General features: G+C 66.2%; 21 protein-coding genes. 16 read left to right on the top strand and 5 right to left on the bottom strand.

Features of this window, described 5'->3' with window-relative positions; all coding sequences use genetic code 11:
• Positions 1–19: 19 nt before the first annotated feature.
• On the bottom strand, positions 20–2308 hold the full coding sequence (locus RTN46_RS07260; RefSeq protein WP_312180182.1) for an alkaline phosphatase: 2289 nt from the start codon (positions 2306–2308) through the stop codon (positions 20–22).
• A gap of 159 nt (positions 2309–2467) precedes the next feature.
• Complete coding sequence (locus RTN46_RS07255) at positions 2468–3088, bottom strand: L-threonylcarbamoyladenylate synthase (RefSeq protein ID WP_312180181.1); 621 nt, start codon at positions 3086–3088, stop codon at positions 2468–2470.
• Between the two features lie 250 nt (positions 3089–3338).
• Here RTN46_RS07255 and RTN46_RS07250 point away from each other — a divergent pair, with 250 nt between their 5' ends.
• Genes RTN46_RS07250 through RTN46_RS07235 form a run of 4 tightly spaced genes read left to right on the top strand, consistent with a single transcriptional unit; the run spans position 3339 to position 6011 of the window.
• A complete protein-coding gene (locus tag RTN46_RS07250; RefSeq protein WP_312180180.1) occupies positions 3339–3800 on the top strand; it encodes a hypothetical protein in 462 nt (153 codons plus the stop codon).
• Positions 3797–4498, top strand: coding sequence for a hypothetical protein (locus tag RTN46_RS07245; RefSeq protein WP_312180178.1), 702 nt, complete (start codon positions 3797–3799; stop codon positions 4496–4498). The genes RTN46_RS07250 and RTN46_RS07245 overlap by 4 nt, the downstream gene beginning before the upstream one ends.
• Positions 4495–5238, top strand: a complete 744-nt coding sequence (locus RTN46_RS07240) for an ABC transporter ATP-binding protein (protein ID WP_312180176.1) — start codon at positions 4495–4497, stop codon at positions 5236–5238. Before RTN46_RS07245 ends, RTN46_RS07240 begins: the two co-directional genes overlap by 4 nt.
• Positions 5238–6011 carry an ABC transporter permease gene (locus RTN46_RS07235; protein WP_312180174.1) on the top strand — a complete coding sequence of 258 codons (774 nt, stop codon included), beginning with the start codon at positions 5238–5240 and terminating at the stop codon, positions 6009–6011. The genes RTN46_RS07240 and RTN46_RS07235 overlap by 1 nt, the downstream gene beginning before the upstream one ends.
• On the opposite strand, the gene RTN46_RS07230 is transcribed toward RTN46_RS07235, so the two are convergent.
• A complete protein-coding gene (locus tag RTN46_RS07230) occupies positions 6008–6430 on the bottom strand; it encodes a VOC family protein (RefSeq protein WP_312180172.1) in 423 nt (140 codons plus the stop codon). The genes RTN46_RS07235 and RTN46_RS07230 overlap by 4 nt on opposite strands.
• Before the next feature lie 253 nt (positions 6431–6683).
• On the opposite strand from RTN46_RS07230, the gene ligD reads away from it, so the two are divergent.
• The 3 genes from ligD to RTN46_RS07215 all read left to right on the top strand — a co-directional run bounded on the left by ligD (position 6684) and on the right by RTN46_RS07215 (position 9774).
• Positions 6684–7703 carry a non-homologous end-joining DNA ligase gene (gene ligD, locus RTN46_RS07225; RefSeq protein ID WP_312180170.1) on the top strand — a complete coding sequence of 340 codons (1020 nt, stop codon included), beginning with the start codon at positions 6684–6686 and terminating at the stop codon, positions 7701–7703.
• 394 nt (positions 7704–8097) lie between these two features.
• Positions 8098–8721: a malonic semialdehyde reductase gene (locus RTN46_RS07220; RefSeq protein WP_312180168.1), complete on the top strand. Its 624-nt coding sequence runs from the start codon at positions 8098–8100 to the stop codon at positions 8719–8721.
• A gap of 294 nt (positions 8722–9015) precedes the next feature.
• Positions 9016–9774 carry a glycosyltransferase family 2 protein gene (locus tag RTN46_RS07215; protein WP_312180167.1) on the top strand — a complete coding sequence of 253 codons (759 nt, stop codon included), beginning with the start codon at positions 9016–9018 and terminating at the stop codon, positions 9772–9774.
• On the opposite strand, the gene RTN46_RS07210 is transcribed toward RTN46_RS07215, so the two are convergent.
• The gene (locus RTN46_RS07210) at positions 9771–10718 is read right to left on the bottom strand and encodes an alpha/beta hydrolase (RefSeq protein WP_312180165.1); all 948 of its coding nucleotides are present in this window, start codon (positions 10716–10718) and stop codon (positions 9771–9773) included. The genes RTN46_RS07215 and RTN46_RS07210 overlap by 4 nt on opposite strands.
• Before the next feature lie 133 nt (positions 10719–10851).
• Between RTN46_RS07210 and RTN46_RS07205 the strand changes: the two genes are divergently transcribed.
• Positions 10852–11727: a methyltransferase domain-containing protein gene (locus RTN46_RS07205; protein WP_312180163.1), complete on the top strand. Its 876-nt coding sequence runs from the start codon at positions 10852–10854 to the stop codon at positions 11725–11727.
• 64 nt (positions 11728–11791) lie between these two features.
• Positions 11792–12604, top strand: coding sequence for a lysophospholipid acyltransferase family protein (locus tag RTN46_RS07200; RefSeq protein WP_312180161.1), 813 nt, complete (start codon positions 11792–11794; stop codon positions 12602–12604).
• Between the two features lie 32 nt (positions 12605–12636).
• Here RTN46_RS07200 and RTN46_RS07195 read toward each other — a convergent pair whose 3' ends face one another.
• Positions 12637–13422 carry a DeoR/GlpR family DNA-binding transcription regulator gene (locus RTN46_RS07195; protein WP_312180159.1) on the bottom strand — a complete coding sequence of 262 codons (786 nt, stop codon included), beginning with the start codon at positions 13420–13422 and terminating at the stop codon, positions 12637–12639.
• Positions 13423–13705: 283 nt separating this feature from the next.
• On the opposite strand from RTN46_RS07195, the gene RTN46_RS07190 reads away from it, so the two are divergent.
• The 7 genes from RTN46_RS07190 to galK are packed head-to-tail and all read left to right on the top strand — an operon-like array spanning position 13706 to position 24608.
• Positions 13706–15055: an ABC transporter substrate-binding protein gene (locus RTN46_RS07190; RefSeq protein WP_312180156.1), complete on the top strand. Its 1350-nt coding sequence runs from the start codon at positions 13706–13708 to the stop codon at positions 15053–15055.
• 21 nt (positions 15056–15076) lie between these two features.
• Positions 15077–15988 carry a sugar ABC transporter permease gene (locus RTN46_RS07185; RefSeq protein ID WP_312180155.1) on the top strand — a complete coding sequence of 304 codons (912 nt, stop codon included), beginning with the start codon at positions 15077–15079 and terminating at the stop codon, positions 15986–15988.
• Positions 15985–16965 (top strand): carbohydrate ABC transporter permease, encoded by a 981-nt coding sequence (locus RTN46_RS07180; protein ID WP_312180154.1) that lies wholly within the window; start codon positions 15985–15987, stop codon positions 16963–16965. Before RTN46_RS07185 ends, RTN46_RS07180 begins: the two co-directional genes overlap by 4 nt.
• Before the next feature lie 44 nt (positions 16966–17009).
• Positions 17010–20171: a glycoside hydrolase family 2 TIM barrel-domain containing protein gene (locus RTN46_RS07175; RefSeq protein WP_312180152.1), complete on the top strand. Its 3162-nt coding sequence runs from the start codon at positions 17010–17012 to the stop codon at positions 20169–20171.
• Entirely contained in the window at positions 20168–22276 is a 2109-nt protein-coding gene (locus tag RTN46_RS07170) for an alpha-galactosidase (RefSeq protein ID WP_312180149.1), read from the top strand. The genes RTN46_RS07175 and RTN46_RS07170 overlap by 4 nt, the downstream gene beginning before the upstream one ends.
• On the top strand, positions 22273–23463 hold the full coding sequence (gene galT / locus RTN46_RS07165; RefSeq protein ID WP_312180148.1) for a galactose-1-phosphate uridylyltransferase: 1191 nt from the start codon (positions 22273–22275) through the stop codon (positions 23461–23463). Before RTN46_RS07170 ends, galT begins: the two co-directional genes overlap by 4 nt.
• Complete coding sequence (galK, locus tag RTN46_RS07160; RefSeq protein ID WP_312180146.1) at positions 23460–24608, top strand: galactokinase; 1149 nt, start codon at positions 23460–23462, stop codon at positions 24606–24608. Before galT ends, galK begins: the two co-directional genes overlap by 4 nt.
• The last annotated feature ends 15 nt before the right edge of the window (positions 24609–24623 follow it).

Here is a 24623-nt window from a genome sequence, read left to right as displayed (position 1 = left end):
CCGTCCGCGGACGGGCTGCTTAGCCGCCGTAGGCCCGCGGCAGCTTGATGCCGCGTTCCTCCATCACCAGCCGCAGACGGGTCGGATAGTCCGTGATGATCCCGTCTACGCCCAGATCGATCAGGTAGTTCATCATCGCCGTCAAATTGACGGTCCACGGCACAATCTTCAGCCCCAGCTCGTGTGCTTCGCCAACCGTCTGCCGGCTAACGCTGCTGTAGATCGGAGAGACGACGTCGTATCCCTGGGCTGCCGCGGCCTTCACCACTGAGCCCTCATAATCGTCTATGTCGATGCCACCCAGGATGGGAGCTGCACCCGGCTGTCCGATTTCCAGGGTCTCCGGCCCGGCAGCCAGCGCTACCAGGGTCAGGCGCGGTGCCAGGCGGCCGGCCAGATTTAGCGAGGACCAGTCGAAAGACTGGAGCGTGATGCTCTCGGACATCCCTGAATGCCGGATCTCCCGGACCACGGCACGGGTCAGGGCTTCCATCCCCGGGCCGCCGGCCTGCCCGTCCTCCACCTTGGTTTCGATGTTCATCCCGACGCCGCGGGCCCGCATTTCCCGGACCAGGGCGAAAACGTCCTTCAGCTCCGCGATCCGGTTGCCCTCCACCACCTGCTGCTCGGGGAATCCGGGCAGCTGCTGGTAGCCGCAGTCGAGGGTCTTCAGCTGGGCCAGGGTCAGGTCCACCACCCGGTCTCCGACGTAGGGGAAAGCCGGATCATTGCGTGTCACCGGCGCGGTATCCCGGCATTTCTCTGCCTGGATCCTGTCGTCATGCCATACAACGACGGCGCCGTCCCGGCTGAGGAGCGCGTCAAGTTCCAGTGTGCTCACGCCTACTTCCAGCGAATGGCGGAACGCTGCCAGGGACTCCTCCGTGTACTCACCGCGGCCGCCGCGGTGGGACTGCAGGTCAAGTGAGGACCGTCCGGCGGCGGCACGCATCTGGCCGACCATAACATCAAAGATGTGCGTGTCTTCATAGAACCCGCGCAGCTGGTCGGAGCCGGGGCCCATGGCGGTCAGCGGGACATCCAGGGCGCTGTGGCCCCCGGTTGTCCAATCAACGTTGAAGACCTGGTCGGAGTTCGCGACTGGCAGCGGGCCGTCTTCGGCGGAGATCCCGTCGCCGGATTCGTCCCCGTCGTCGTTGGCCGCTTCAATGGTCATGCCGCCGGTCTGGTGGTCCCCGACGACGATCAGCAGCGTGTTCCCGTCTGCTTCGGCAAAGTCCCGGGCAACTGCCACGGACTGCTCGAAGGCGATGCCGGACTTGATGGTGAGTTCAGCATCGTTGACGTGGGACATTGAGTCGATGCCCTCATCCTCGACTACCAGGAAGAAACCGCCGTCCTCGCCGCCACCGTTGTTCCCGCCGTTTCCGCCACCACCACCGTGCCGCGCCTGGGTGTCCGCTGCCGGGGACGAAAGCAGGTCGAGGGCCTTCTGGGTCATGGTCTGCAGGGGGACGGTGGGCTCGTAGATTTCCGTGACATCCTCCCCGTACTGGAACATCTCCTCATTGGCGAACAGTCCCAGCACCTTCGGGCCCTGGGCCTGCAGCAGTCCGGCCTCGTCCCAAACATATTCGTAGCCATCAGCCTCGGCCTGTTCGACCAGGTCCACGGTGCCGGAGCTTTGTTCAGCAGGGTCCTCGGGTGGGTTGTCCGGGTGCTTTCCGGGATTCCCGGCCGGGTACCAGTGATCCTCTCCGCCGCCGAGGATAACGTCCGGCCGGCTCGACTCCAGGAACTGGCGGGCGATCTCGCTTTGTTCCCCGCGGTCTGCCACATGGGAGCCAAACGCTGCCGGGGTGGCGTCCGTGACCTGCGCGGTGGTCACCAGCCCGGTGGATTTACCCAGGGCCGCGGCAATCTCCAGCGCGGTGGGCACAGGCTGGCCATCCAGGTCGACGCCGATTGCGCCGTTGTAGGTCTTCACACCCGTGGACATGGTGGTGGCCGCGGCCGCGGAGTCGGTGACAAAGGTGCCCGGATCCGCCGAGTTGGTGTGGACCAGTCCCAATTCCGGCAGCGAGTCCATCACCAGTTCCCCGGTGAGGCCTACGTGCGAGAGCCTGATGGCATTGCGCTGGGCGGTGCCCATCCCGTCACCCACCATCAGGATGATGTTCTTCGCCCGTTGTTCCGCGGGCTGCTCCCTGTCCTTTTTGTGGCCTGCGGACTCAAGTTGTTCGCCGGCGGACTCCTGCACCGGCTGGGTCCCGGCTCCGCCTCCGCAGCCGGAGAGGACGAGCCCGCCCAGTATCGCCGTCGTTACTGCCAGAGTTCCCTTGTTCATTTGTGGTTTCCCGTCTCAGAGCACGCGAGTGATGGCGCGTTCCCCCCTGGTCAAGTGGGTCAACCCTTGAGGGGCGTGGCAGGGAAGTCAACCTTCGATGCGTACTCCGGAGACGGCGGTACTGATTCTCTTTAAGCGCGTTCTCTTTAAGCGCGGGTGTTACTCGAAGCGCGACGGGTCGCCGGTACCGCGGCGGACGACTTCGGCGGAGCCGGATGAGAAGTCGATGACCGTGGTCGGGTCCGGCCCGCAATAGCCGGAATCAACGACGGCGTCGACCAGGTGTTCCAGCCTGTCCTGAATTTCCCATCCCTCGGTCAGCGGGTCTTCCTGGTCCGGCAGCAGCAGGGTGCTGGAGAGGATCGGTTCCCCGAGGTCGGCCAGGAGAGCCTGCACCACCTTGTTGTCCGGGATGCGCACTCCCACGGTTTTCTTCTTGGGGTGGAGCAACTGGCGCGGAACCTCTTTCGTCGCCGGGAGGATGAACGTGTAGCTACCCGGAGTTACGGCCTTGATGGCACGGAAAACGTCGTTGTTGACCTGGACGAATTGGCCAAGTTGGGCGAAATCGCGGCAGACCAAGGTGAAATGGTGCTTGGCATCGAGGTTGCGGATGGTCCGGATCCGCTCGAGGGCCTCCCGGTTTCCAATCTGGGCACCGAGGGCGTAACAGGAATCCGTGGGATAGGCGATCAGTCCTCCGTCGCGGATCAGGGCCGTGATCTGGCCGATCGTGCGGGGCTGTGGATTGTCCGGGTGAATGTCGAAATAGCGGGCCATGACCCGAGCATACGCGGCCCTTCAAGCTGTGCATCGTTGCCGAGCCCGCGGGCGCGGCCTAGGCCCGCAGGACTGGAGGCTGGGGATGAGCCTGATTGATGAACGCCGGGTCAGAAACGGAGCAGTCTTTCTGCACTCGCGCTGACGACCGGGACCTGACCGGACAGGGAACGGGGGCTGGCCAGGGGCATGGAAAATAGTTGTCGCCCCGGGGTTGACGACGTCTGGGTGCGGTCCTAGCGTGGGAACCATGAATCGTAAACCCTGGGATGACAGCACTGACGGACGCACCGGAACGGATGGCCCCGGCTGGCCGCAGGTGCTGGCCCACCGGACGAATCCCGCGGAGCTGAAGGAGGCTGCCGCGCGGTTCGAGGAAGCCGGGCTCGGGCCATCCGACGTCGATGCCGTCCTGCGGGACGGAGGAGATGCGCTCTTCGCGGCTGCTTCCGGAGCAGAACCTGGCTGGGCGGACCCTTTCGGCGGCCTGAAATCCGCCGCGCTGCTGGCAGCGGAACTGAGTTCGCTGACATCGGCCCTGAATTCGCGTGCCTCCGGCATCCGCTCGGCCGCGGTTGCCCTGCTGCTGGAGGACTACAGTGCCGTTTCCGTGGCGCGGGAACTGGGGATCTCCCGCCAGAAGGTCTATGAAGTGGGCCGGGCGGGTTTCAAACCGCCGTATATCGGAACCGTCCCCTGGAGGAGATCATGAGCAGCATGCGTGAACACGTTGATCTGCCGGACGAGGACCGGCAGCGCCTGGTCCACCCGTTGGACCAGGCAGACGCCCGGCGGCCCTTCCTGTACTCCCTGTGGCTCCGGGAAGCCGCCTCGCCCCAGCTCTTTTTCCTGCTGGCAGCGGTTCTGTGGTCCGTCAGCAACAACTTTGTCACCCCGATCGTGGGACCTCTCTCCGTTGCCGTGATTGCCGGTCTGGGTGCACGGAAGACGGAAAGGGACGCTTGGTCCTACATCCCGCGGCGGCGCCAGGACCTCGCCCGCACGCTTCCCACCGCCTGGATCGTGTCCACGGCGGCTTTCCGGGCCGCGGCCTTGTTCGCAGGGCTCCTTATTATCTGCGTCCGGTTCAGCGGCAGCGGCCTTCCCGCCGGTGTCGCGGCCTGGAGCGTGGGGGCCGGAGCAGCGGTGGTGCTGCTGATGGCCATGGAACTGCTTTGGCACCTGCGGGCGTCGCGGCTCAGCGGTGAGCCGGCACGGGACTTTTGGCCGCAGGCCTTCAGCCTCGCCGCCGTCCTGGGGGCACTGCTTTTCGCCACGGCGGTGCTCCGTGCAGACGGCGCTCCCTGGCGGCCGGCGGACCTCCTCGCCGGCGCCGCCGTCATGGTGGGAGTGCAGCTCCTGTGGTGGCTTTCCCAGGGACTGCCGCACCGTCAGGAGGAAAGGCCATGAGTGCTCCGGTGATCGAAGTGCAGCATCTGGGGGTCAGGCTCGCTGGAAAACAGGTCCTGCACGACGTCAGCTTCACCGTCCAGGAAGGTGAGATCTTCGGCATCCTCGGACCGAACGGTGCCGGAAAGAGCACAACAGCCGAATGCCTCTCCGGTGCCCTGCGGCCGGACTCCGGAAGCGTGCAGGTCGCGGGCCTGGCCCCGCACCGCAACCGGGCGCAGATAGCAAAGACGGTGGGGTATCAGCTGCAGTCCGCCCAGCTGCCGCCGGCGCTGCGGGTAGGGGAGGCGGTGGCGCTTTTCGCGTCGTTCTACCCGGCGCCGCAGGACGTCTCCGGTCTGCTAGAGGCCGTTGGACTGACCGAGTGCCGGGCAACCCCCTTTGGGCGCCTGTCCGGCGGCCAGCAGCAACGGCTTTCGATCGCACTGTCGCTGGTGGGCAACCCACGGATCGTGGTGCTGGATGAGCTGACCACTGGACTCGACCCCGAAGGCCGGCGGGACATCCTGGAACTCATCCGGCGGATGCGGGAGCAGGGGCTGAGCGTTGTGCTGATCACCCACTTTATGGACGAGGCGCAACGGCTGTGCGACCGCGTCGCCGTACTGCACGGCGGCACCACGTTTGCCGGCGGCGCACCCGCCGAACTGGTGGCCGCCGCACGGCAGCAGGATCCGGCCGTCCAGGACCTGACCGACGCCTACCTTGGACTGCTCGAGACGAAACGGCGGAATCCGTAATGGAAGCATCCACAGCTGCCCTCAAACAACATTCAGCCACGGCTGCCCTGCTGGCCACAGAGAGCAGGCTCTTCCTCCGGAATCCGGTAGCCCTGTTCATGGCACTGGGCTTCCCAGCAGCCCTGCTCCTCCTGCAGGGACTGCTGATCCCGGGCACCCGCACCCCGCTGGACGGCCCCGGATCACTGAGCGCCCTGGACTTCTTTGTGCCGATGGCGCTGTGCGTTGTGGTGGCGAGCGTTGGGCTCACAAACCTGCCTTCCACACTCGGGGGATACCGGCAGATGGGCCTGTTCCGCCGGCTCGGCGCGACGCCAGCCGGAGCCCACCGCATTCTCACCGCTCAGCTGGCGGTCAGCACCGCGTCGCTGCTGGCCGGCGCCGGCGTCGCCACCGGGATCGCTGTATGGGCGCTGGGTGCGGCACCTCCCCAGCTGCCGTTCGCCGCGCTGGCGGTTTTCCTGCTTGCCGCCCTTCAGATGCTGGCGCTGGGCGCACTTGTTGGAGCCCGGGCTAAAAGCGCGCAAACGGCCAACGGTGCGGGCACCCTGCTCCTCTTCGCCTCGCTGTTTTTCGCCGGCGTCTGGACCCCGGGGCCACTGATGCCAGAGCCCTTTGCCTCCTTGGCAGGCTTCACTCCGCTTGGCGCGGCAGCTCAAAGCCTGACTGCGTCGTGGTACGGCCAGCCCCCGGATCCGCTCCAGCTTGGAGTGATGGCAGCATGGACCGGTGCCTGTGCGCTTTTCGCCGTCAGGCTCTTCCGCTGGCGCTAGCCGCCCGACTGGGGATTGCTGATGCTGACCAGCCAGCTGGTGCCGAACCGGTCGGCAAGCATTCCGAATGTGTCTCCCCACGGGGCTACCTCCAGCGGCAGAACCATCGTTCCGCCGTCGAGCAGGCGGTCCCAATATCGCCGCAGGTCATCGCCGTCGTCGCCGCTGAGTGAGATCGAGTAGCTGCTGCCCTGATCCAGTTCCATGCTGTTCGGTGTATCGGAGGCCATGAGGATAAAGCCGCTGTCAGTGGTCAGCTGCGAGTGCATCACCTTCTCATTTTCCGCCGGGTCCTGGCTGGCATTCATTTCCGCGAAGGATGTGCTCTCCAGCGTTCCGCCGAAGACGCTCTGATAGAAGGCCATCGCTTCAGCGGCGTTGTCCCGGAAGCTGAGATAGGGGTTCATGATGCTGGACATAGCGAAGTCCTTTCGGTGAAGGATGAGGGCGGATGCTTGTTCGCAGCCCATGGGCAAAAAGTATGCCGTTACGCGCAGCTCAACGGAAGAGCATCAGCAAACTCCCTGACGGGTGCGCCGGGAGCCGCCGCACCCTATTCGCCGGCCTGGTGGCTGCATCCATGGTCCTCTGCCACTTCGTCCACGTCAGCTCCGGGGCGGAACGCGCCGGGCCCGCGCTGACAGGGGCACGATGGCGGGGTAGCCTGCCTGCATGGCGGCGAAAGCGACAACCATTTCTGTTCCCGGGCCCAACGGCGGGCGCGAGGTCCGCATCTCCAGCCCCGACCGGGTGCTGTGGCCGGAGTCCGGCTTCACCAAGCTGGACCTCGCCCAGTACATGACCGCCGTCGGCCCCGCCTTTGTTGCGGCGAACGGTGACCGGCCCCTTGCACTCCAGCGTTTCCCGGGAGGGATCGACGGCGAACAGTTCTTCTCCAAGAATCCGCCCAAGGGGGCGCCGGACTATGTGCGGGACGTGATGGTGGTCTATCCCAGTGCGCGGTCGCACCCGCAGATGGTCATTGACGAACCGGCCGGCGCGGTCTGGGCGGTGCAGATGAACACCATCGTGTTCCATCCGTGGCCGTCCCGGGCCGGTAACTCGGATAACCCTGACCAGCTGCGCATCGACCTGGATCCACAGCCCGGCACGGACTTTGACGACGCCGTCCCGGCGGCACTGGCGCTGCGGGACGTCCTGGCCGAGGCCGGGCTGAACGCCTTCGTCAAGACCTCCGGAAACCGTGGGCTGCACGTCTTCGCGCCGATTGAACCCGTCCGCGAGTTCCAGGATGTCCGGCACGCCGTCATCGCCGCCGCCCGGGAACTGGAACGCCGGATGCCGGAGCAGGTGACGACGTCGTGGTGGAAGGAGGAACGGGGAGAGAAGGTCTTTGTTGATTTCAACCAGGCCAACCGCGACCGCACCATGGCCGGCGCGTACAGTCCGCGGGCGCTGCCGCACGCCCCGGTGTCCACCCCTATCACCTGGGACGAACTCCCAACCGTGGACCCCAGGGCATTTACAGTCCAGACCGTGCCCGCGCGGCTGGCCGGGACCGGTGACCCATGGGCGGCCTTTGGCGAGTACCCGGGGACAATTGATGCACTGCTGGGCTGGTGGCAGCGGGACCTGGATTCCGGGCTGGGGGAGCTGCCGTTCCCGCCGGACTATCCGAAGATGCCCGGTGAACCGCCACGCGTGCAGCCCAGCCGGCGAAAAATGGACTAACGACCGTTGACCGTGATGCTGATTCCCTGCGTTACGGGGCTTCCCCTCCGTTTTGTGTCACAGTTTTCCTCCGTTTTGGGAGTATTCGCCCACTTAGGGATTTCCCTCCGCTGCGCCATGGCAGGGAAATCCCAAAACGGTCGATTTCTCCCAAAGTGGCCGATTCTCTGCCGCAATCCCGGATAGATCCCGCCCGCGGTCCCAGTCGTAGTCACCGGTGAGGCCCCTGAGGTTCCTGTAGCCCCTGAGGTCCCGAGGTTCCTGAACACCCCAAGCCCACTGGGCTCCACCCGCCCCAGGGTGTGAGGAGTGTCACCCCCGGGTTGGGAAGCATGCGGAGGATAGATGCGTTCCTATTAGTGGAAACTGCCCCGAGAGAAAGTTGTTGTCCCCCATGACCAGTGGCACCACCGAGTACAGCCAGGACGAGTTTGTCGTAGACAGCGCCGCCCTCGACACCCTTTTCCTGGAAGCGCGTACGGCTAACACGTTCAGCGACGAACCTGTCACCGAAGAGCAGATGCGCGCGATCTACGACCTCACCAAAATGGGTCCCACCTCGATGAACATCCAGCCGATGCGCATCACCTGGGTAAAGTCCGCCGAAGCACGCGAGCGCCTCGTGAAGCACATGGCAGACGGTAACAAGGCCAAGACTGCCAGCGCGCCGATGGTCGCAGTGCTCAGCTTCGACGCCGACTGGCACGAAGGCTTCCCGACATTCTTCCCGCATGCGCCCGAGCGCAAGGCGATGTTCGACGGTGACGAAGAAGTGCGCGCTGTCATGGCTAACAACAATGCCCACATGCAGGCTGCCTACTTCCTGATGGCCGTCCGGTCCGTTGGCCTGGCCGCGGGCCCCATGGCTGGCTTTGACGCCGCTGGGATTGATGCCGAGTTCAACGCCGGCACGACCCATCGCACCTTCCAGGTCGTCAACATTGGCAAGCCCGGCGAGAACCCCTGGTTTGGTCGCCTGCCGCGTTACGACTACGACGCAGTCACCGTAACTGTCTAGCGGACCGCACTCTCTTAACAGATAGCAAGCGGAGGGCGGGGACCTATTAGGATCCCGCCCTCCGCTGTTTCCAGCCCTGGCGCGGGTCGGCAGTTGTTGAGTGCGCAGGCCTGGCGGGTGTTTCCCGGGCGGAGCCACCAGAGCTGCGCACGCGTCGAGGCTAAGTCACCGGAGATGCACACCCCGTCGGGCAGGGCCCGGCAATGGCCCTCGGCCGAAGCATCAGTCCGGCCGCGTTCTTCCGCCGGTCCCCGTCCGGTGGGAGGATGGCGGGGGCCGGCAAAGGCAGGGGACATGGCGACGATTTCAGTAGTTATTCCATCAAGGAACGACGCCGTGTTCCTCGCCAACTGCCTTAAGGCCCTGGCCCAACAGACCCGGCCGCCCGATGAAACGCTCGTGGTGGACAATGCCTCCACCGACCACACTGCAGCGGTCTGCGACGCGGCCGGGGTACGCCGGATAGTCGAACCCCTGCCCGGGGTTTCTCCGGCCACGGCCTGCGGATTTGACGCCGCCAGCGGAGAGATCATTGCCCGGCTCGACGCCGACTCCGTGCCGCCGCCCGACTGGCTTGAACGATTGGAACGCCTGGTGGAGGGGGCTGGCCCCCTAACCGCCGTCACGGGGCCGGGCGACTTCTACGGAAGCAACCGGCTCACACGCTGGTTCGCAGAGAACATCTACATCGACGGTTACCGCTGGTCCATGTCCGGGCTGCTTGGCCATCCGCCGCTTTTCGGCTCCAACTTCGCCGTCCGCTCGCAGATGTGGAAACGGCTGCGCGAGCGGATGAATCGCACCGGCGAACGGATCCATGACGACCTTGACCTGAGCTACCAGCTCACCCCGGACATGACTGTCCTCTGGGTCGAGACGCTTCGCGTGGGCGTCTCTACCCGTCCCCTTGAGCACTGGCACGCAGTCGGCCGCCGGCTCTCCATGGCCTGGACTACCTACCGGACCGATTTCGAGCAGGAAGCACCCTGGCGGCGTAAGCGGGCCCGCCGCGACTGGCAGGCACGGAACGGCCCTCCCGGCCAAGGGCACTAACCGCTGCGCTCCTCCGTTTCGGCATAGAGCGCGAGTAGATCCCGGGCCAGCTGGTTGGGAGCGTTTTCGCAGGGACTGTGCCCGCCCCGGTAGACCGTCAGCCTGGCTCCAATGGCGGACGCGAAGGCGGCATGGATTCGGTTCGGCCACACATCCCGCTCACCAACTGCCACGAGTTTGGGAAGGCCGGCACGCGCAAGCCGGGCACGGAGATCCGGAACGTGCCGCATGAGCACCATGATGTCCCGCACCGACTGACTCCGCGTTATTGCAAAGCGCTGGTGGACAAAACGCATCCGTTCCGCCGGAACGCGCGCAAAGTTCATCCGGACACCCCAGGAGATCAACCCGGCGCTGACGCGCCCGGACACCAGTGGGCTGAACCGTCCCACCACGCTGACCGACCGGAAGGCCAGCCCCGGTTCCGGGGGTGCGCTCATCAGTGCCAGGGAGCGGAAAAGGGCCGGATTCCGCAACAGGCCCAGCTCGGCGACAACCCCGCCAAACGAATACCCGAGCACATGTGCGGGCTGTCCCAGCGTCTCGAGGATGGCCAGCAGGTCCTGCAAAAAGAGCTCATAGTCATAGCGGCTGCGGGCAGGGGTGAGGTTTTCCGGACCCGCGGCCGCCGATTGGTACTGCCCGGCGAGATCGCAGCTGAGGACGTAGTAGCCCCTGGCAGCAAGCAACGGCATCAGCAGGGAGAAATCTTCCTTGGAGCCCATGACCCCGGGCACCAGGACTACAGCAGGGCTGCCCGGATCACCCATGGAGAGGCCGGCCAGGACGCCGCTGGGAGCCTTGATCAACAGGGGCCGCGATCCAGCCGGCGGCACCGACCAATCGATCTGCCCCAGCTGGGCATCCAGGACCGCTGCGGGCAGGGGCGCAGTCCCGCTGGGAACACCGTCCGCGTTCCAGTCAGCACCATCCGGGAGGGCCATATCCAACGATAACCAGCGCGGGGCACCCACGAACCTTCCAGCGGTCCTTTACAGGCGTGGATCAGGAAGATCAGAATTGCGGCATGCTGCCGGGCTCCTAGTTGCCCGGTGCCCGATGGCGCAGGAGGCAGGCATGAATGCAGCAGATGCTTCCCCGGATCCGGACCGGGAACTCAAGGAACGGCACAGGAAACTCTGGGCCCTGGGCGACTACGGAGCAGTGGCGGGGGAGGTGGTGTCGAAGCTTGGCGCAGCGCTTGTCGCCGAGGCGGGATTTCGCCCCGGGGATCGGGTGCTTGACGTAGCCGCCGGAACCGGAAACGCAGCCATACCGGCGGCGCTGGCCGGGGCCTCCGTGACCGCTGTCGACCTCACGCCAGAGCTCCTGCAAGTGGGCCGGGACGCTGCCGGGTCCGAGGGCGTGCAACTTGAATGGATCGAGGGCGATGCTGAGGACCTGCCGTTTGACGACGGGAGCTTTGACGCCGTCATTTCCTGCGTTGGCGTGATGTTCACCCCCAATCACGGCAGGTCTGCGGCCGAGCTGTCACGGGTCTGCAAATCCGGCGGCACGGTGGCACTGCTGAACTGGACCCCGGACGGATTCATCGGGGAAATGTTCGGAATCATGCGCGATTACCAGCCGACGCCGCCGCCCGGATCCTCCAGCCCGCCAATGTGGGGCGACGAGGACTATGTGGCGTCCCTTCTCGACGGCCTTGTCGACGGCCTGTCCACCCGCCGGGCCACCCTCGCCGTGGACCGGTTTGCGGAACCGGACCAGTTCCGGGACTTCTTCAAGGCCAACTATGGCCCCACCATGGGTGTCTACCGTGGTCTCGGCGGGGGTGAGGAGCGGACCGCTGCCCTGGACCGGGAACTCTCCGGCCTGGCAGAACGTCACTCCCGGTCATCGGATGGCGGCATCACCATGGATTGGGAGTATCTGCTGCTGCGGGGCACCGGCCGGGGCGGGCAGGAGCACGGAGCCTGGGACCAGGTTTTATAAGCCGCTGTGGGGGCCGGGATAAGATTGCAGGGAAACTCTGCTATCCACAGACCAGGAGGCAACCTTGCCCCGGAAACGCCGGCCGAACAAGTACGTTTACCGCACGATCGTCCTAGCAGGAGTGGCCGCGGTCAAACTCTTCCGGATCAAGGTCATTCCCTCCGGCCTGGAACACCTTCCCACTGACGAAGCCATCCGCGGGCTGAACCGGGAAGTGGCGCCGGGCAAGGGTGCAGTGGTGGCAGTTACCCACTTCGGTTACTTGGACTTTGTCTTCGCCGAGTATCTCCTGTGGAAGCAGCTGAAGGTCCACATGCGGTTCCTCGTCACCAAAAAGGCGGCCCGGAAGAAGTTTGTCGCCGCCGTGTGCGACTGGTGCGAACACGTGGTGGTGGACCGCTCCGACGGCGCTGCCGCCTACACGGAATCCGTTGAAAAGCTGCACCGGGGCGACTATCTGGCAGTGCTGCCGGAGGCCGGCGTGAGCCGCAGTTTCGCCGTCCGGCAACTCAAGACCGGCGCCGTACGCATGGCAGCCGAAGCAGGTGTGCCGATCATTCCCGTTTCCGTGTGGGGCGGGCACCGGATGCTGACCCGGGGGCACGGACTCAGCCTCAAGGCCGTCTGGAAAACACCGGTGCGGATCCACGTTGGAGCGCGGGTCGACGTCGACCCTTCCGCTTCGGTCGCAGAGGAAACCGTCCGGTTGCAGAAGATCCTGCAGGACGGCATCGATGAGTGCATCGACAGCTACCCGGAACAGCCGCCTTCCGGTGCCTGGTGGATGCCCGTCAGCCGCGGTGGTTCTGCCATGAGGCCTGAGGAGCAGGTTGCCCTGGACGAAGCGGACCGGGCCAAGTACAAGATCACGGGCTAGGGAAGCCCACCCATTCCCCGCCAGCGCAGGGATCAGGCGGCCGGGGCCGTATGGACGGCGTCAATCACCCGGCGAAGTTCCGCCTGCGCCTTGGCGGGTAAGCCCGCGTCGCTGAAGAGATAGTCCACGGCCGAAACCGGGGCAATCTGTGACAGTCCGGTGATGCCCCATTTGGTGTGGTCCGCCAGGACGGCCACCTGGGCCGCGCAGGCCATAAAGGCTTGGTTCGTCTGCCCTTCAAGCATGTTGGGGGTAGTGAAACCGTCCTCCAGGGTGACGCCGTGCACGCCCATAAAGCAGAGGTCCACGTGCAGCTGGCCCAGGCTTGCCAGCGCCAGCGGTCCCACCAGGGCATCGGACGGCGTCCGGACACCCCCCGTAAGGAGGACAGTCAGGCTTGGTTCATCGGCCTGCCAGAGCACATCGGCGATACGCGGCGAATTTGTGACGACGGTCAGGTTCTGGATCCCGGCCAGTTCCTTCGCCAGCGCGAAGGTGGTCGTTCCGGAGTTCAGCGCCACCGACATGCCTGGACGCACCATCGGCAGGGCAAGCGCGGCAATAGCCGCCTTCTCGGCCGCCTCACGCTGAATCTTCGCCGCGAACCCCGGCTCCAGGCTGGTCGCCGCCGCCTCCCGGGTCGCCCCGCCGTGCACCTTGACCAGGGCACCCCTGGCTTCCAGTTCGGTGAGGTCCCTGCGGATCGTCATATCTGAGACGCCCAGGGCAGCTGCGAGTTCGTTCACCCGTACCTGCCCATCGGTATTCAGGCGGTCAATGATCCGCTGCTGGCGCTGGGCGGGAAGCATTTCCGCCATGGGACTCCAATCGTTAGTCGTTTCAGGATGCCAGCATTGTGGGTCCAAATCAACAGATTCGAACATGGAGTGTCGAAGCTGAAAATCCGGAGACTTGCCGCTCCGGCTATGAAGCTTGCACGCATTTGTGACCTGTGTCATAGTGACGGGCAGTATCACAGCGTTGATTTGTGGTTGAGCTTGTTAGTTCGTGTTGATATTCCTGTTTAGGTTCGGCTCCCTGCCGGACCGCTTCGAGACCCCGCCCAGATCCCGGCACTGCCATTGACTCAAAGGAGACGCCATGGCAAACCGCTTCAGCCCGTTTTCAGCACCCCTATCCCCGTCACCATCCTTCCTGTCTGCCGCCGCACGCATCGACGTCAGCCGGCGTTCGGTACTTGGCGGCGCCCTCGGACTTGGTGCGCTGGCCGCCCTGACCGCCTGTGGGAGCTCCGGCTCGACGGCAGAGGGATCCGGAGCCATCACGGTTGGCTCCAACCAATCCGATGCCGTCCCCAAGGCTGCCTACGCCAACATCATCGACGCGTTCAAGAAGTCCTCCGGTACGGAGGCCACCATCAACACGGTGGACCACAACACCTTCCAGGAGCAGATCAACAGCTACCTGCAGGGTGATCCGGACGACGTCTTCACCTGGTTCTCCGGCTACCGCATGAAGTTCTTCGCTGACCAGGGCCTCGCCGGGGACATCTCAAGTGTGTGGGACAACTTCGGGGACAGCTTCAATCAGTCCTTCAAGGACGCCGCGACGGCCGGCGACGGCAAACAGTACTTCGTCCCGCTGTCCTACTACCCGTGGGCCGTCTTCTACCGGAAGTCGGTGTTCGAGGAGAAGGGCTACAGTATCCCGACCACGCTCGACGAATACATCGCTCTGGCCCAGGGGATGCAGCAGGACGGCCTGGCCCCGATCGGCTTCGCCGACAAGGGCGGCTGGGAAGCCATGGGCACCTTCGATGTGCTGAATATGCGCATCAACGGCTACGACTTCCACACGAGCCTGCTTGCCGGCGAGAAGTCCTGGGAATCGAACGAGGTCAAGGAGGTCTTCCAAACCTGGAAGACGCTGCTTCCGTACCACCAGGAAGGGGCCCTCGGCCGCGAATGGCAGGAAGCGGCGCAGGGCCTGCTGCAAAAGACCACCGGAACCTACCTTCTGGGTATGTTCGTTTCCCAGCAGTTCCAGGATGCCGAAGGCGGCGAGGCGCTCGAGGATCTGGACTTCTTCACCTTCCCGGAGATCAACCCGGATTACGGCACCGACAGCCTCGATGCGCCGATCGACGGCTTCATGATGAGCGCCAAAACCAAGAACGCCGGAACAGCCAAGGAACTGCTCGAGTTCCTGGGCACGCCGGAAGCGCAGAAAATCAACACCGACTCCGACAAGGGGCTTGTTGCCCCCGTCAACGGTGCGGATACCTCGGGTTACACGGCCCTGCAGCAGAAGGGGATGGAACTGGTCTCCTCGGCCAAGCACATTGCCCAGTTCATGGACCGGGACACCCGCCCCGACTTCGCCTCCACGGTGATGATCCCCTCCCTGCAGGCCTTCATCAAGGATCCGGACAACCTGGACAACGTGCTTTCCGACATCGAAACCCAAAAGAAGACCATCTTTGTGGACTAGGTCCACAAAGAACAGGCAGCCATGAGCGTCCATCCTCCCGCCACCGGAATCCGCCGGCCGTCCGGCCGCGTGCGGAAATACTCTTCGCGCGACCGGGCGGTCCTGGTCCTAATGCTCGGCGTACCGGCACTGCTGGTCACCGCGCTGATCTGGGGCCCGGCACTGGCCTCGATCTTCCTGTCCCTGACCCGTTGGAACGGTGTTACCGCTCCTGAGTTCGTTGGGGCAGAAAACTATACGCAGGCTTTCACCATCTACCCGCCCTTCTGGCCGGCACTGCGCAACAACATTCTCTGGCTTCTGGCCCTGCTGCTCATCGCCACGCCGCTGGGCCTGCTGTTGGCAGTGATCCTGGACAAACAGATCCGCGGCAGCCGGTTCTATCAGAGCGTCTTCTACCTGCCCGTAGTGCTCTCGCTCGCGCTGGTGGGGTTCATCTGGACCCTGATCTACTCCCAGGACCAGGGCCTGATCAACCAGCTAAGCGGTTTCAACGTGAACTGGCTGGGAGATTCGAACATCAACCTCGGGGCAGTGCTGGTGGCCGCCGGCTGGCGGCACGTCGGCTACGTGATGGTCCTTTACCTCGCCGGCCTGAAGGGCGTGGATTCGTCCATGAAGGAGGCAGCGGCACTGGACGGCGCCAATGAGGTGCAGACCTTCACCCGGGTCATTTTCCCGGCGATGAAACCCATCAACATCGTGGTCCTGGTGGTCACCGTGATTGAAGGACTACGTGCCTTCGACATCGTGTACATCATCAACAAGGGAACGAACGGGCTGGAACTGCTCTCGGTGCTGATCACCAACAACATTGTGGGGGAGGCGAGCCGGATTGGTTTCGGCTCGGCTCTCGCCGTGGTGCTCCTGCTGATTTCCCTCGCATTCATCATCACCTATCTGGTGCAGACCTTCAGGAAGGAAGCGCCATGAGCCGCACTATGGAAACTGAAGGAGAAGCTGGGGGAGAAGCTGGGGGAGAAGCCGGAGGAGCAGCCGAAGCCGCACGGCCGGCACACGGCCCCGGCCGACGTCGTGCTCCGGAGACGCGGGAGGGAGCCACTGCCGGCGCTGCCCGGCGCACGTCCCGCGTCCGCGGATCCCGGATCGTCCTGCACGTCTGCCTGGCGGCCTGGGCGCTGGTCTGGCTGCTGCCGCTGGTGTGGGCGCTGTACACCTCGCTGCGGCCGTACTCGGAGACCGCGGAAAAAGGCTACGTTTCGCTGCCGGACACCCTAACCTTTGACAACTACGTGACCGCCTGGACCCAGGCGGACCTGCCCAAGTATTTCCTGAACTCGCTGCTCATAGCGCTGCCGGCCGTTGCGCTGGTGCTGTTTATGGCCTCCTGCGCGGCGTTTGTGCTGGCCCGGTTCAGCTTCAAATTCAACATTGCGCTGCTGATGTTCTTCACCGCGGCCAACCTGCTCCCGCAACAGGTGATCATCACCCCGCTGTACCGGCTTTTCCTTTCCCTGGGCCTGTATAACAGCCAGCTGGGAATCATCCTGATCAACGTCGCCTTCCAAATGGGCTTCTGCGTCTTTGTGCTCAGCAACTACATGCGGGCGCTGCCCCAGGAGCTGACCGAGGCCGCGCAGGTGGACGGGGCGGGAGTGTGGCGGCAGTACTCACAGATCATCCTGCCGCTGACCCGCCCGGCACTGGCCGCCCTGGGCACACTGCAGTTCGCCTGGATCTACAACGACTTCTTCTGGGCGCTCGTGCTGCTGCGGGACGGGAGCAAAATGCCGGTGACCAGCGCGCTGAACAACCTCAAGGGTGCGTTCTTCACCGACAACAACCTGGTAGCCGCGGCAGCCATCCTGGTGGCGCTGCCCACCGTGATCGTCTTCATCCTGCTCCAGAAACACTTCGTTGCGGGCCTGACCATGGGCTCCACCAAATAACCGACCGCAGCACCCCACCCGCGCCGCCAAGAAAGCAGGCCCGAATGGCTGACCTTCCGTACTTCCTCGACCCAGCACCCGGACAGGGTGCGCTGGCACCCCGCGCCGCCCTGGACTCCGACCGGCCGGAACTGAGCCTGGACGGGCAATGGGGGTTCCGGTACAGCCCGACGGCGGCCGGAGCAGCATCCGATCCCTGCACCGCTGAGTTCCCGGACAGCGTGAGCGTGCCGGGACACTGGATGCTCGACGCCGCAAACGGCCCGCTGGTCCTGGGACAGACGAACCGGTTCGGCAGTCCCTGGTACACCAATGTCCAATATCCGTTTCCCCTCGATCCGCCCTTCGTTCCGGACGCCAACGGGACCGGCGACTACCTGCAGATCTTTGATCTCCACGGCGGCGCACTCCAGGACAGAAACGGCCTGGAGGCCGTGCTGCTGCGCTTCGAAGGCGTGGAATCGACCTTCAAGGCTTGGCTGAACGGGACCGAGCTGGGCCACGCCTCCGGCAGTCGGCTCAGCCACGAATTTGATGTCACCGGCCTGCTCCGGGACAACGGGAACCGGCTGGTGGTCCGGGTCCACCAGTTCTCCGCGGCCAGCTATCTGGAGGACCAGGACCAGTGGTGGCTCCCGGGGATTTTCCGCTCCGTCACCCTGATCGGCCAGCCGCGCCACGGGATCCGGGACCTGCGGGCCCAGGCCGGGTACCACGACGGCGGAGGCACCCTCACGCTCACCCCGGACGCCGCGGAGGGCGCCTTTCCGCTCACCGTCGTGATCAAGGAACTGGGATTTACTGCGCAGCTCGACTCCACCGAACCGCAGACATTCGGGCTGGGCGCCGTCGATCCCTGGTCAGCCGAGATCCCGCGGCTCTATGACGCAGAGGTGCGCAGCGCCACCGAAATAATCAGCCTGCGCCTGGGGTTCCGCACCGTACGGATCGAGGGCGCGGTGCTGCAGGTCAACGGGGCCCCGATCCGGTTGAAGGGGGTCAACCGGCACGAATTCCACCCGGACACCGGACGCACGCTGACCCGGGACTTCAGCCGCAGCGAACTGATCAGCATGAAACGGCACAACATCAATGCCATCCGCACCAGCCACTATCCGCCGGACCACCACCTCCTGGACCTGGCGGATGAACTCGGCTTCTGGGTGCTCGACGAATGCGACCTGGAGACCCACGGCTTTGTCGTCACCGGTTGGCAGGATAACCCCGCCGATTCTGACCAGTGGACCGCAGCCTGCCTGGACCGGATTGAACGGACCTGGGCCCGGGACGCGAACCACGCCAGCGTGATCATGTTCTCCCTGGGCAACGAATCCGGCACCGGACAGAACCTGGCCGCGATGTCCGCCTGGCTGCAGGAGAAGGACCCCGCCCGCCCCGTCCACTACGAAGGCGACCGCACCTGCGGGTACACCGACGTCTACTCCCGGATGTACGCCACCCCCGAAGAATGCCGCTCCATCAGTGCCGGACAGCCGATCCCGGGCATGGAACCCCAGGCTGCCGAACGGGTTGCGTCCAAACCGTTCCTGCTCTGCGAATACGCCCACGCCATGGGCAACGGACCTGGTGCCCTGTCCGTCTACGAAGAGCTGATGGATACCTACCCCCGCTTCCTGGGCGGATTCATCTGGGAATGGAAGGACCACGGCCTCCGCACCGTCACCCCGGATGGTGTACCGGCCCTCGCGTATGGCGGCGACTTCCGCGAACCTGTCCACGACGGCAACTTCGTCCTCGACGGGCTGGCCATGGCCGACGGCACTCCCAGTCCCGGTTTGACGGAACTCGCCAAGGTCTTTGAGCCGGTCCGGGTGAGCGTGGCCGCCGATACCGTGTCCATCACGAACCGGCAGGACTTCGCCGGCACAGACGGCTTCGACTTCCGGTGGGAGGTGCGCGACGCCGAGGGCAAGGAACTCGCTGCGGGAGCCCTGGACGTCCCGGACATTCCTGCCCGGGCACAGCTGGTGGTTCCCCTGCCCGTTGATGCGGCGGACGCCATCGGCCTGCCGCCGGCCTCCGGCGCCGCGCTGACGGTGTCGGTCCGGCTGGGCGGGGCAACCGAATGGGCACCCGACTGGGCGCCGGCCGGTCATGAGGTGGCATGGGGGCAGCTGGTTGTCCACAGCACCACTGAGGACTCTGTTACCGCCGAGGTCCGTGCCACGACCAAGGTCTCTGTTGCCGACGTGGTCGCCGGCCAGGCCGCCGGCCAGGCCGCGGGCCAACACCCGCTCCCGGCTCAGACCCCTTCGGCCGGCCTTCCGGGGCTGGCTGAGTTTGATTCATCAGGTGTCCTGGCACAGCTCGGCGGTATCGGCATCACCGGCCCGGAGCTCTCGGCCTGGCGTGCCCCCACGGATAATGACCGCGGCACGATCGAACCGCACCGCGAACTGCGCACAGCTCTTCCTCCCGGATTCGACTGGGACGCCTACGCAGGCAGTGAGCCCGGCCCGCCAATTGCCCTCGCCGAACGCTGGGAGCACGCCCGCCTGGACCGGCTGAGCCGCCGGACCGTTGCATTGAAACGCACAGGGACCGGCACCGCCGTCGAGCACCGCTATTCCCCGCCCTCGGGCAGCGGCGGTTTCAGCATGCTGCTCGACTGGAGCGCTGTGCCCGGAGGACTGGAACTGGATGCCCGCATCAACTCACTGAACGCATGGGACTTCCCCCTGGCCCGGCTGGCGCTCGCCTTCCGGCTTCCGCTGGAGGCCCTGGAGGAGGCCGCTACCGTCCGCTGGCTCGGACAAGGCCCCGGGGAGACCTACGCGGACTCCGCGGCTGCACAGCGCTGGGGGGTCCATGAACTCCCGGCTTCCGCCCTCCGGACCCGATACCCCAGGCCGCAGGAGAACGGCCGGAGGGGAGGGGTGCGCTGGCTGGAAGCGGCACTCTCCGACGGCCGGCGGCTGCGCGTCGACCTGCTGGAGGCACCCGACGAGGCCGGCTTTTCGCTGCTGCCGTGGGGTGCCGCCGACCTGGCCGAGACAGCGCACGACGCCGAACTGCCCCTGCCCCTCGCCTGGCACCTGGTGATTGACGCCGGGGCCCATGGCCTGGGCAGCCGGTCATGCGGCATCGACGTCCTGCCCGAACACGCTTACAACGAGGCCTCAGCCAGGCTGCGGCTCCGGCTGGCGGTCCTGGGCCAGGACACTGCCGGAGGGCTGCTGCCATGACCACCGTGCACCTGGAGAAAGACGGCACCACCTTCAGCCTGGCCACGGACGGGGCGCCGCGCGTCCTGTACTGGGGGCCCGCCCTGCCCGGTCCCATTCCGGCACCGGAGCTGCTCACCGGACCCGTGCTGCATTCCAGCTACGACCATCCAACCCAGGGGGATCCGCTGTGGCCATCCGCCGCCGAGGGGTGGCGCGGCACCCCGCTGCTGGCCGGACACCGCTCCGGGCGGGCTGCCTCCCCGCGGTTCCGGGATCCGGCCGTGGACGCGGACGGCGCCTGCGCGACCCTCACCGGCACCGATGCTGACTCCGGGCTGCAGCTGGAAACGCGGATAGAACTGCTTACCGGCGGCCTGATGCGCCTGCGGAACACCCTGACCAACACCGGAACCGGCTCCTACCAGCTGCAGCACCTGTCTGTAGCCGTTCCCGCCGGCGCCAACGCCGCAGAGCTGCTGGACACCACTGGCCGGTGGACCCGCGAACGCAGCCCGCAGCGGCTGCCCTTCCAGCAGGGCACGTGGATGCGGGAAGGCAGGCACGGACGCACCGGGCACGACGCGCCCATCCTCCTGGCCGCGGGAACCCCGGGTTTTGGAAACCGCCGTGGAGAGGTCCGGGCGGTGCACTTTGGCTGGAGCGGCAACTGGCGGCTCCGGGCCGAGCGCACCCCCGATCCAGTCCGCCTGCTCGCGGCCGAGGAACTGCTCGGCCCCGGAGAAGCCGTGCTGGTTACCGGCAGCTCCTATTCCACCCCGTGGCTCTACGCAGCGCAGTCCAGCGAAGGCCTGGACGGGATCAGCGCCGCGTTCCACACCTGGCTCCGGTCCCGCCCCCAGCACCCCGCAGGCCCCCGGCCGGTGGTGCTGAACACCTGGGAAGCTGTCTATTTCGACCATGACCTGCAGGCGCTGACCGAGCTGGCGGATACAGCCGCTGAAGTGGGCACGGAACGTTTTGTGCTCGACGACGGCTGGTTCGGCGGCCGCCGAGACGACCGGCGGGCGCTGGGGGACTGGAACGTTTCCGACGTTGCCTGGCCGGACGGCCTGCAGCCGCTGGTCAGCCACGTGCGCGGACTTGGGATGGAATTCGGTCTGTGGGTCGAACCGGAAATGGTGAGCCCTGATTCCGAAACCGCCAGGGCGCATCCGGAGTGGATCTGCCGGTCCCGGCGAGACACCCTGGCCCCGGCCTGGCGGCAACAGCAGGTGCTGGACCTGACGCAGGAGGGCGCGTTCAAACACGTCCTGACGCAGCTGGATGCGCTGCTGGGCACCTACGACATCAGCTTCCTGAAATGGGACCAGAACCGTGACCTGACGGACACGTCCTCCGCCGGCGTCCCGTCGGCACACGAGCAGACGCTGGCCGCGTACCGGCTGATGGCCGAGCTCAAGGCGCGGCATCCCGGACTGGAAATCGAGTCCTGCTCCTCCGGCGGCGGCCGGGTGGACCTTGGCGTGCTGGAGAACACGGACCGGGTCTGGGCCTCCGACTCAAACGACGCCCTGGAACGCCAGCAGATCCAGGAATGGACCCAGCGGCTGCTGCCCCCGGAACTGGTGGGGCAGCACATCGGACCGCCGCAGGCCCACACCTCCGGGCGGACCCATTCCCTGGGCTTCCGTGGACTGACCGCACTTTTTGGCCACTTCGGCATGGAATGGGACATCCGGCAGGCCCAAGGCACGGAGAAGGACCTGCTGCGCTGGCTGATCGGCCTCTACAAGCAGCACCGGCAGCTTATTCACTCCGGAACCGCCGTCCGGGCAGACTTGGCCGATCCCGCGCTCTCGCTGTACGGAACCGTTGCTGCGGACCAGGGCGAGGCGCTCTACATACTGGCTGCGCTGCACGGCTCCGCCGACGAATCTCCGGGCCGCCTGCCCCTGCCGGGACTCGATCCGCTGCGGAGCTATAGGCTGGATCCGGTGATCCTTGATGAGCCCGGCACTTTTCTCCAGCGCAGCGAACCGGCGTGGTTCGCCTCCGGCCTGCAGGCCGGAGGCGCCTGGCTGTCCACCGCGGGGGTACCCATGCCGGTGCTGAACCCGGAACGGGCGATTCTGCTGCATGTGCGTGGATTGGAGGGGCGATGACCGGGTCCACCAGCCGCGGCCCGGCTGACCCGCTCCGCACCAGCCTCAGCGACGGGCGCGACCTGCTCTACTTTTTCGACGCCGGCAACCGGCCGCAGCCCGGAGCCCCGCCCGAGGACACCCGCAGCCTGCCGCCGCGGCCCGGAACACCGGTGCTGCGCTTTGATCCGCTCTTGGGCGAATGGGTTTCCTATGCGGAGCACCGGCAGACCCGCACCCACCTCCCGCCCGCGGAGGACTGCCCGCTGTGCCCCTCGATGCCCGGCCGGGCCACGGAAATCCCCGCGGCAGGCTACGACGTCGCCGTCTTCGAGAACCGGTTCCCCGCCTTCGGTCCGGCCGCGGGGGCCGCTGCCCTGCCCGCAGGGGTTATCGCACAGGGGCCCGCCGTGGGCCGTTGCGAAGTGGTGGCGTTCTCCGCCGACCACCTCGCTTCCTTCCCAGGCCTGAGCCGCGAGCGCGTCCGGACCGTCATTCAGGCGTGGACCCAGCGCACCGCCGAGCTGTCCCGGCTCCCCGGCGTCGAACAGGTCTTCATCTTCGAGAACCGCGGGGCGGAGATCGGCGTGACCCTGCACCACCCGCACGGTCAGATCTACGCCTACCCGTTCACCACGCCACGGACGCTGAAACAGCTGGACTCGGCCGCACGGCATCGGGAATCAACCGGGAAAGATCTCTTCGCGGACCTGCTGGCAGCCGAACTGGCGGACGGACGCCGCGTCATCAGCCGAGGCAGCTACTGGACCGCGTATGTGCCCCACGCCGCCCGGATGCCCATCGAAGTGCACATAGTGCCACACCGGCCCGTGCCCGACCTGCCGGCCCTCTCCGACGCTGAACGGGAAGAACTTTCCGCCGTCTACCTCGACGTGCTTGGCCGGCTGGAGGCCCTGTATCCGACGCCGACCCCGTACATCGCTGCGTGGTACCAGGCGCCGGTGCGCCACCCCGGACGCAGCGGCTACCGGCTCCACCTGCAGCTCACCTCACCCCGCAGGGCCGCCTCAAAACTCAAGTACCTAGCCGGATCCGAAGCTGCAATGGGTGCCTTCATCGGCGATGTCATGCCGGAAGAGACTGCGGCCCGGCTGAGGGACGCACTGCCGGTCTTCGAGAGCGCGGCGCCACAGGACGGCCATCCGGGAGTACGGGCGGCAACGGATCTGGAAGGCACCCGACGGTGAGCGCGAGCGCAGCGGCCGCGGCCTTCCAGGACCATTACGGCCGCCCGCCGGAGGGGATCTGGTCCGCGCCCGGGCGTGTCAACCTCATGGGCGAGCACACCGACTACAACCAGGGGTACGTGCTTCCCCTCGCCATCAACCGGCGAGCCCGCGTGGCGGCGGCGCTCCGCCCCGGCGGCTTGCTGCGGATGGCGACCACCGCCGGGGGAGCACCGGCCGAAGTGCGGGTCGAAGACCTCCGTCCCGGGGTGCTGGAGGGATGGAGCCGTTATGCCGCGGGAGTTCCCTGGGCCTTCGGGCTGCGCGGTGCCGAGGTTCCGGGCATGGACATCCTGCTCGACTCGGACGTCCCGGTGGGAGCCGGACTCTCTTCTTCGGCCGCGGTGGAATGCGCCGTCGCGCTGGCCCTAAATGACCTGGCTGATACCGGGTTCAGCCGTGACGACATGGTGCTGCTGTGCCAGCAGGCGGAAAACGAGTTTGCCGGTGCCCCCACCGGGATCCTGGACCAGTCGGCGTCGCTCCTGGCCGCGGAGGGCCAAGCCCTGTTCCTGGACTGCCGCACGCGTGCCTCCCGGCTCGTTCCGCTGAACCTGGCGGAGGCAGGGCTGGTGCTGCTGGTTATCGATACCAGGGTCAGCCACGCCCATGACTCCGGCGGGTATGCGCAGCGGCGGCTGGACTGTGAACGGGCCGCAGGCAGCCTGGGCCTGGAGTCGCTGCGGGATATCGACCTCTCGGGCCTGGTGCTGGCAGCCGGAACACTGGAGACCACGCAGTACCGCCGGGCACGGCACGTGGTGAGCGAAAATGCCCGCGTACTGGCCGTCGTCGAGCACCTTGAGACTGGCCGGCCGCCCGCCCGCCTGGGACCGCTGCTGGATGCCGGCCATGAATCCCTGCGCGATGACTTTGAGGTTTCCTGCCCGGAGCTGGACCTCGCCGTGGACGCGGCCAAAGCCGCAGGCGCCCTGGGGGCCCGCATGACCGGAGGCGGTTTCGGCGGTTCGGCGATTGCCTTGGTCCGCCGGGACGACGCCGGCCGGGTGGGCGCCGCGGTGACCCGGGCCTTTTCCCGGTCCGGGTACACCGCACCTGATCTGTTTCCGGTGGAACCGGGACCAGCGGCGGCCCGCGACGCCTGAACCGCTGGGCGCCAG

The sequence above is a fragment of the Arthrobacter sp. genome, from assembly GCF_031988865.1.
In the GTDB taxonomy this organism is placed as follows: domain Bacteria; phylum Actinomycetota; class Actinomycetes; order Actinomycetales; family Micrococcaceae; genus Arthrobacter_B.
The sequence above is the reverse complement of the archived record's forward strand: the minus strand, read 5'-3'. Positions and strand labels throughout refer to the sequence as shown.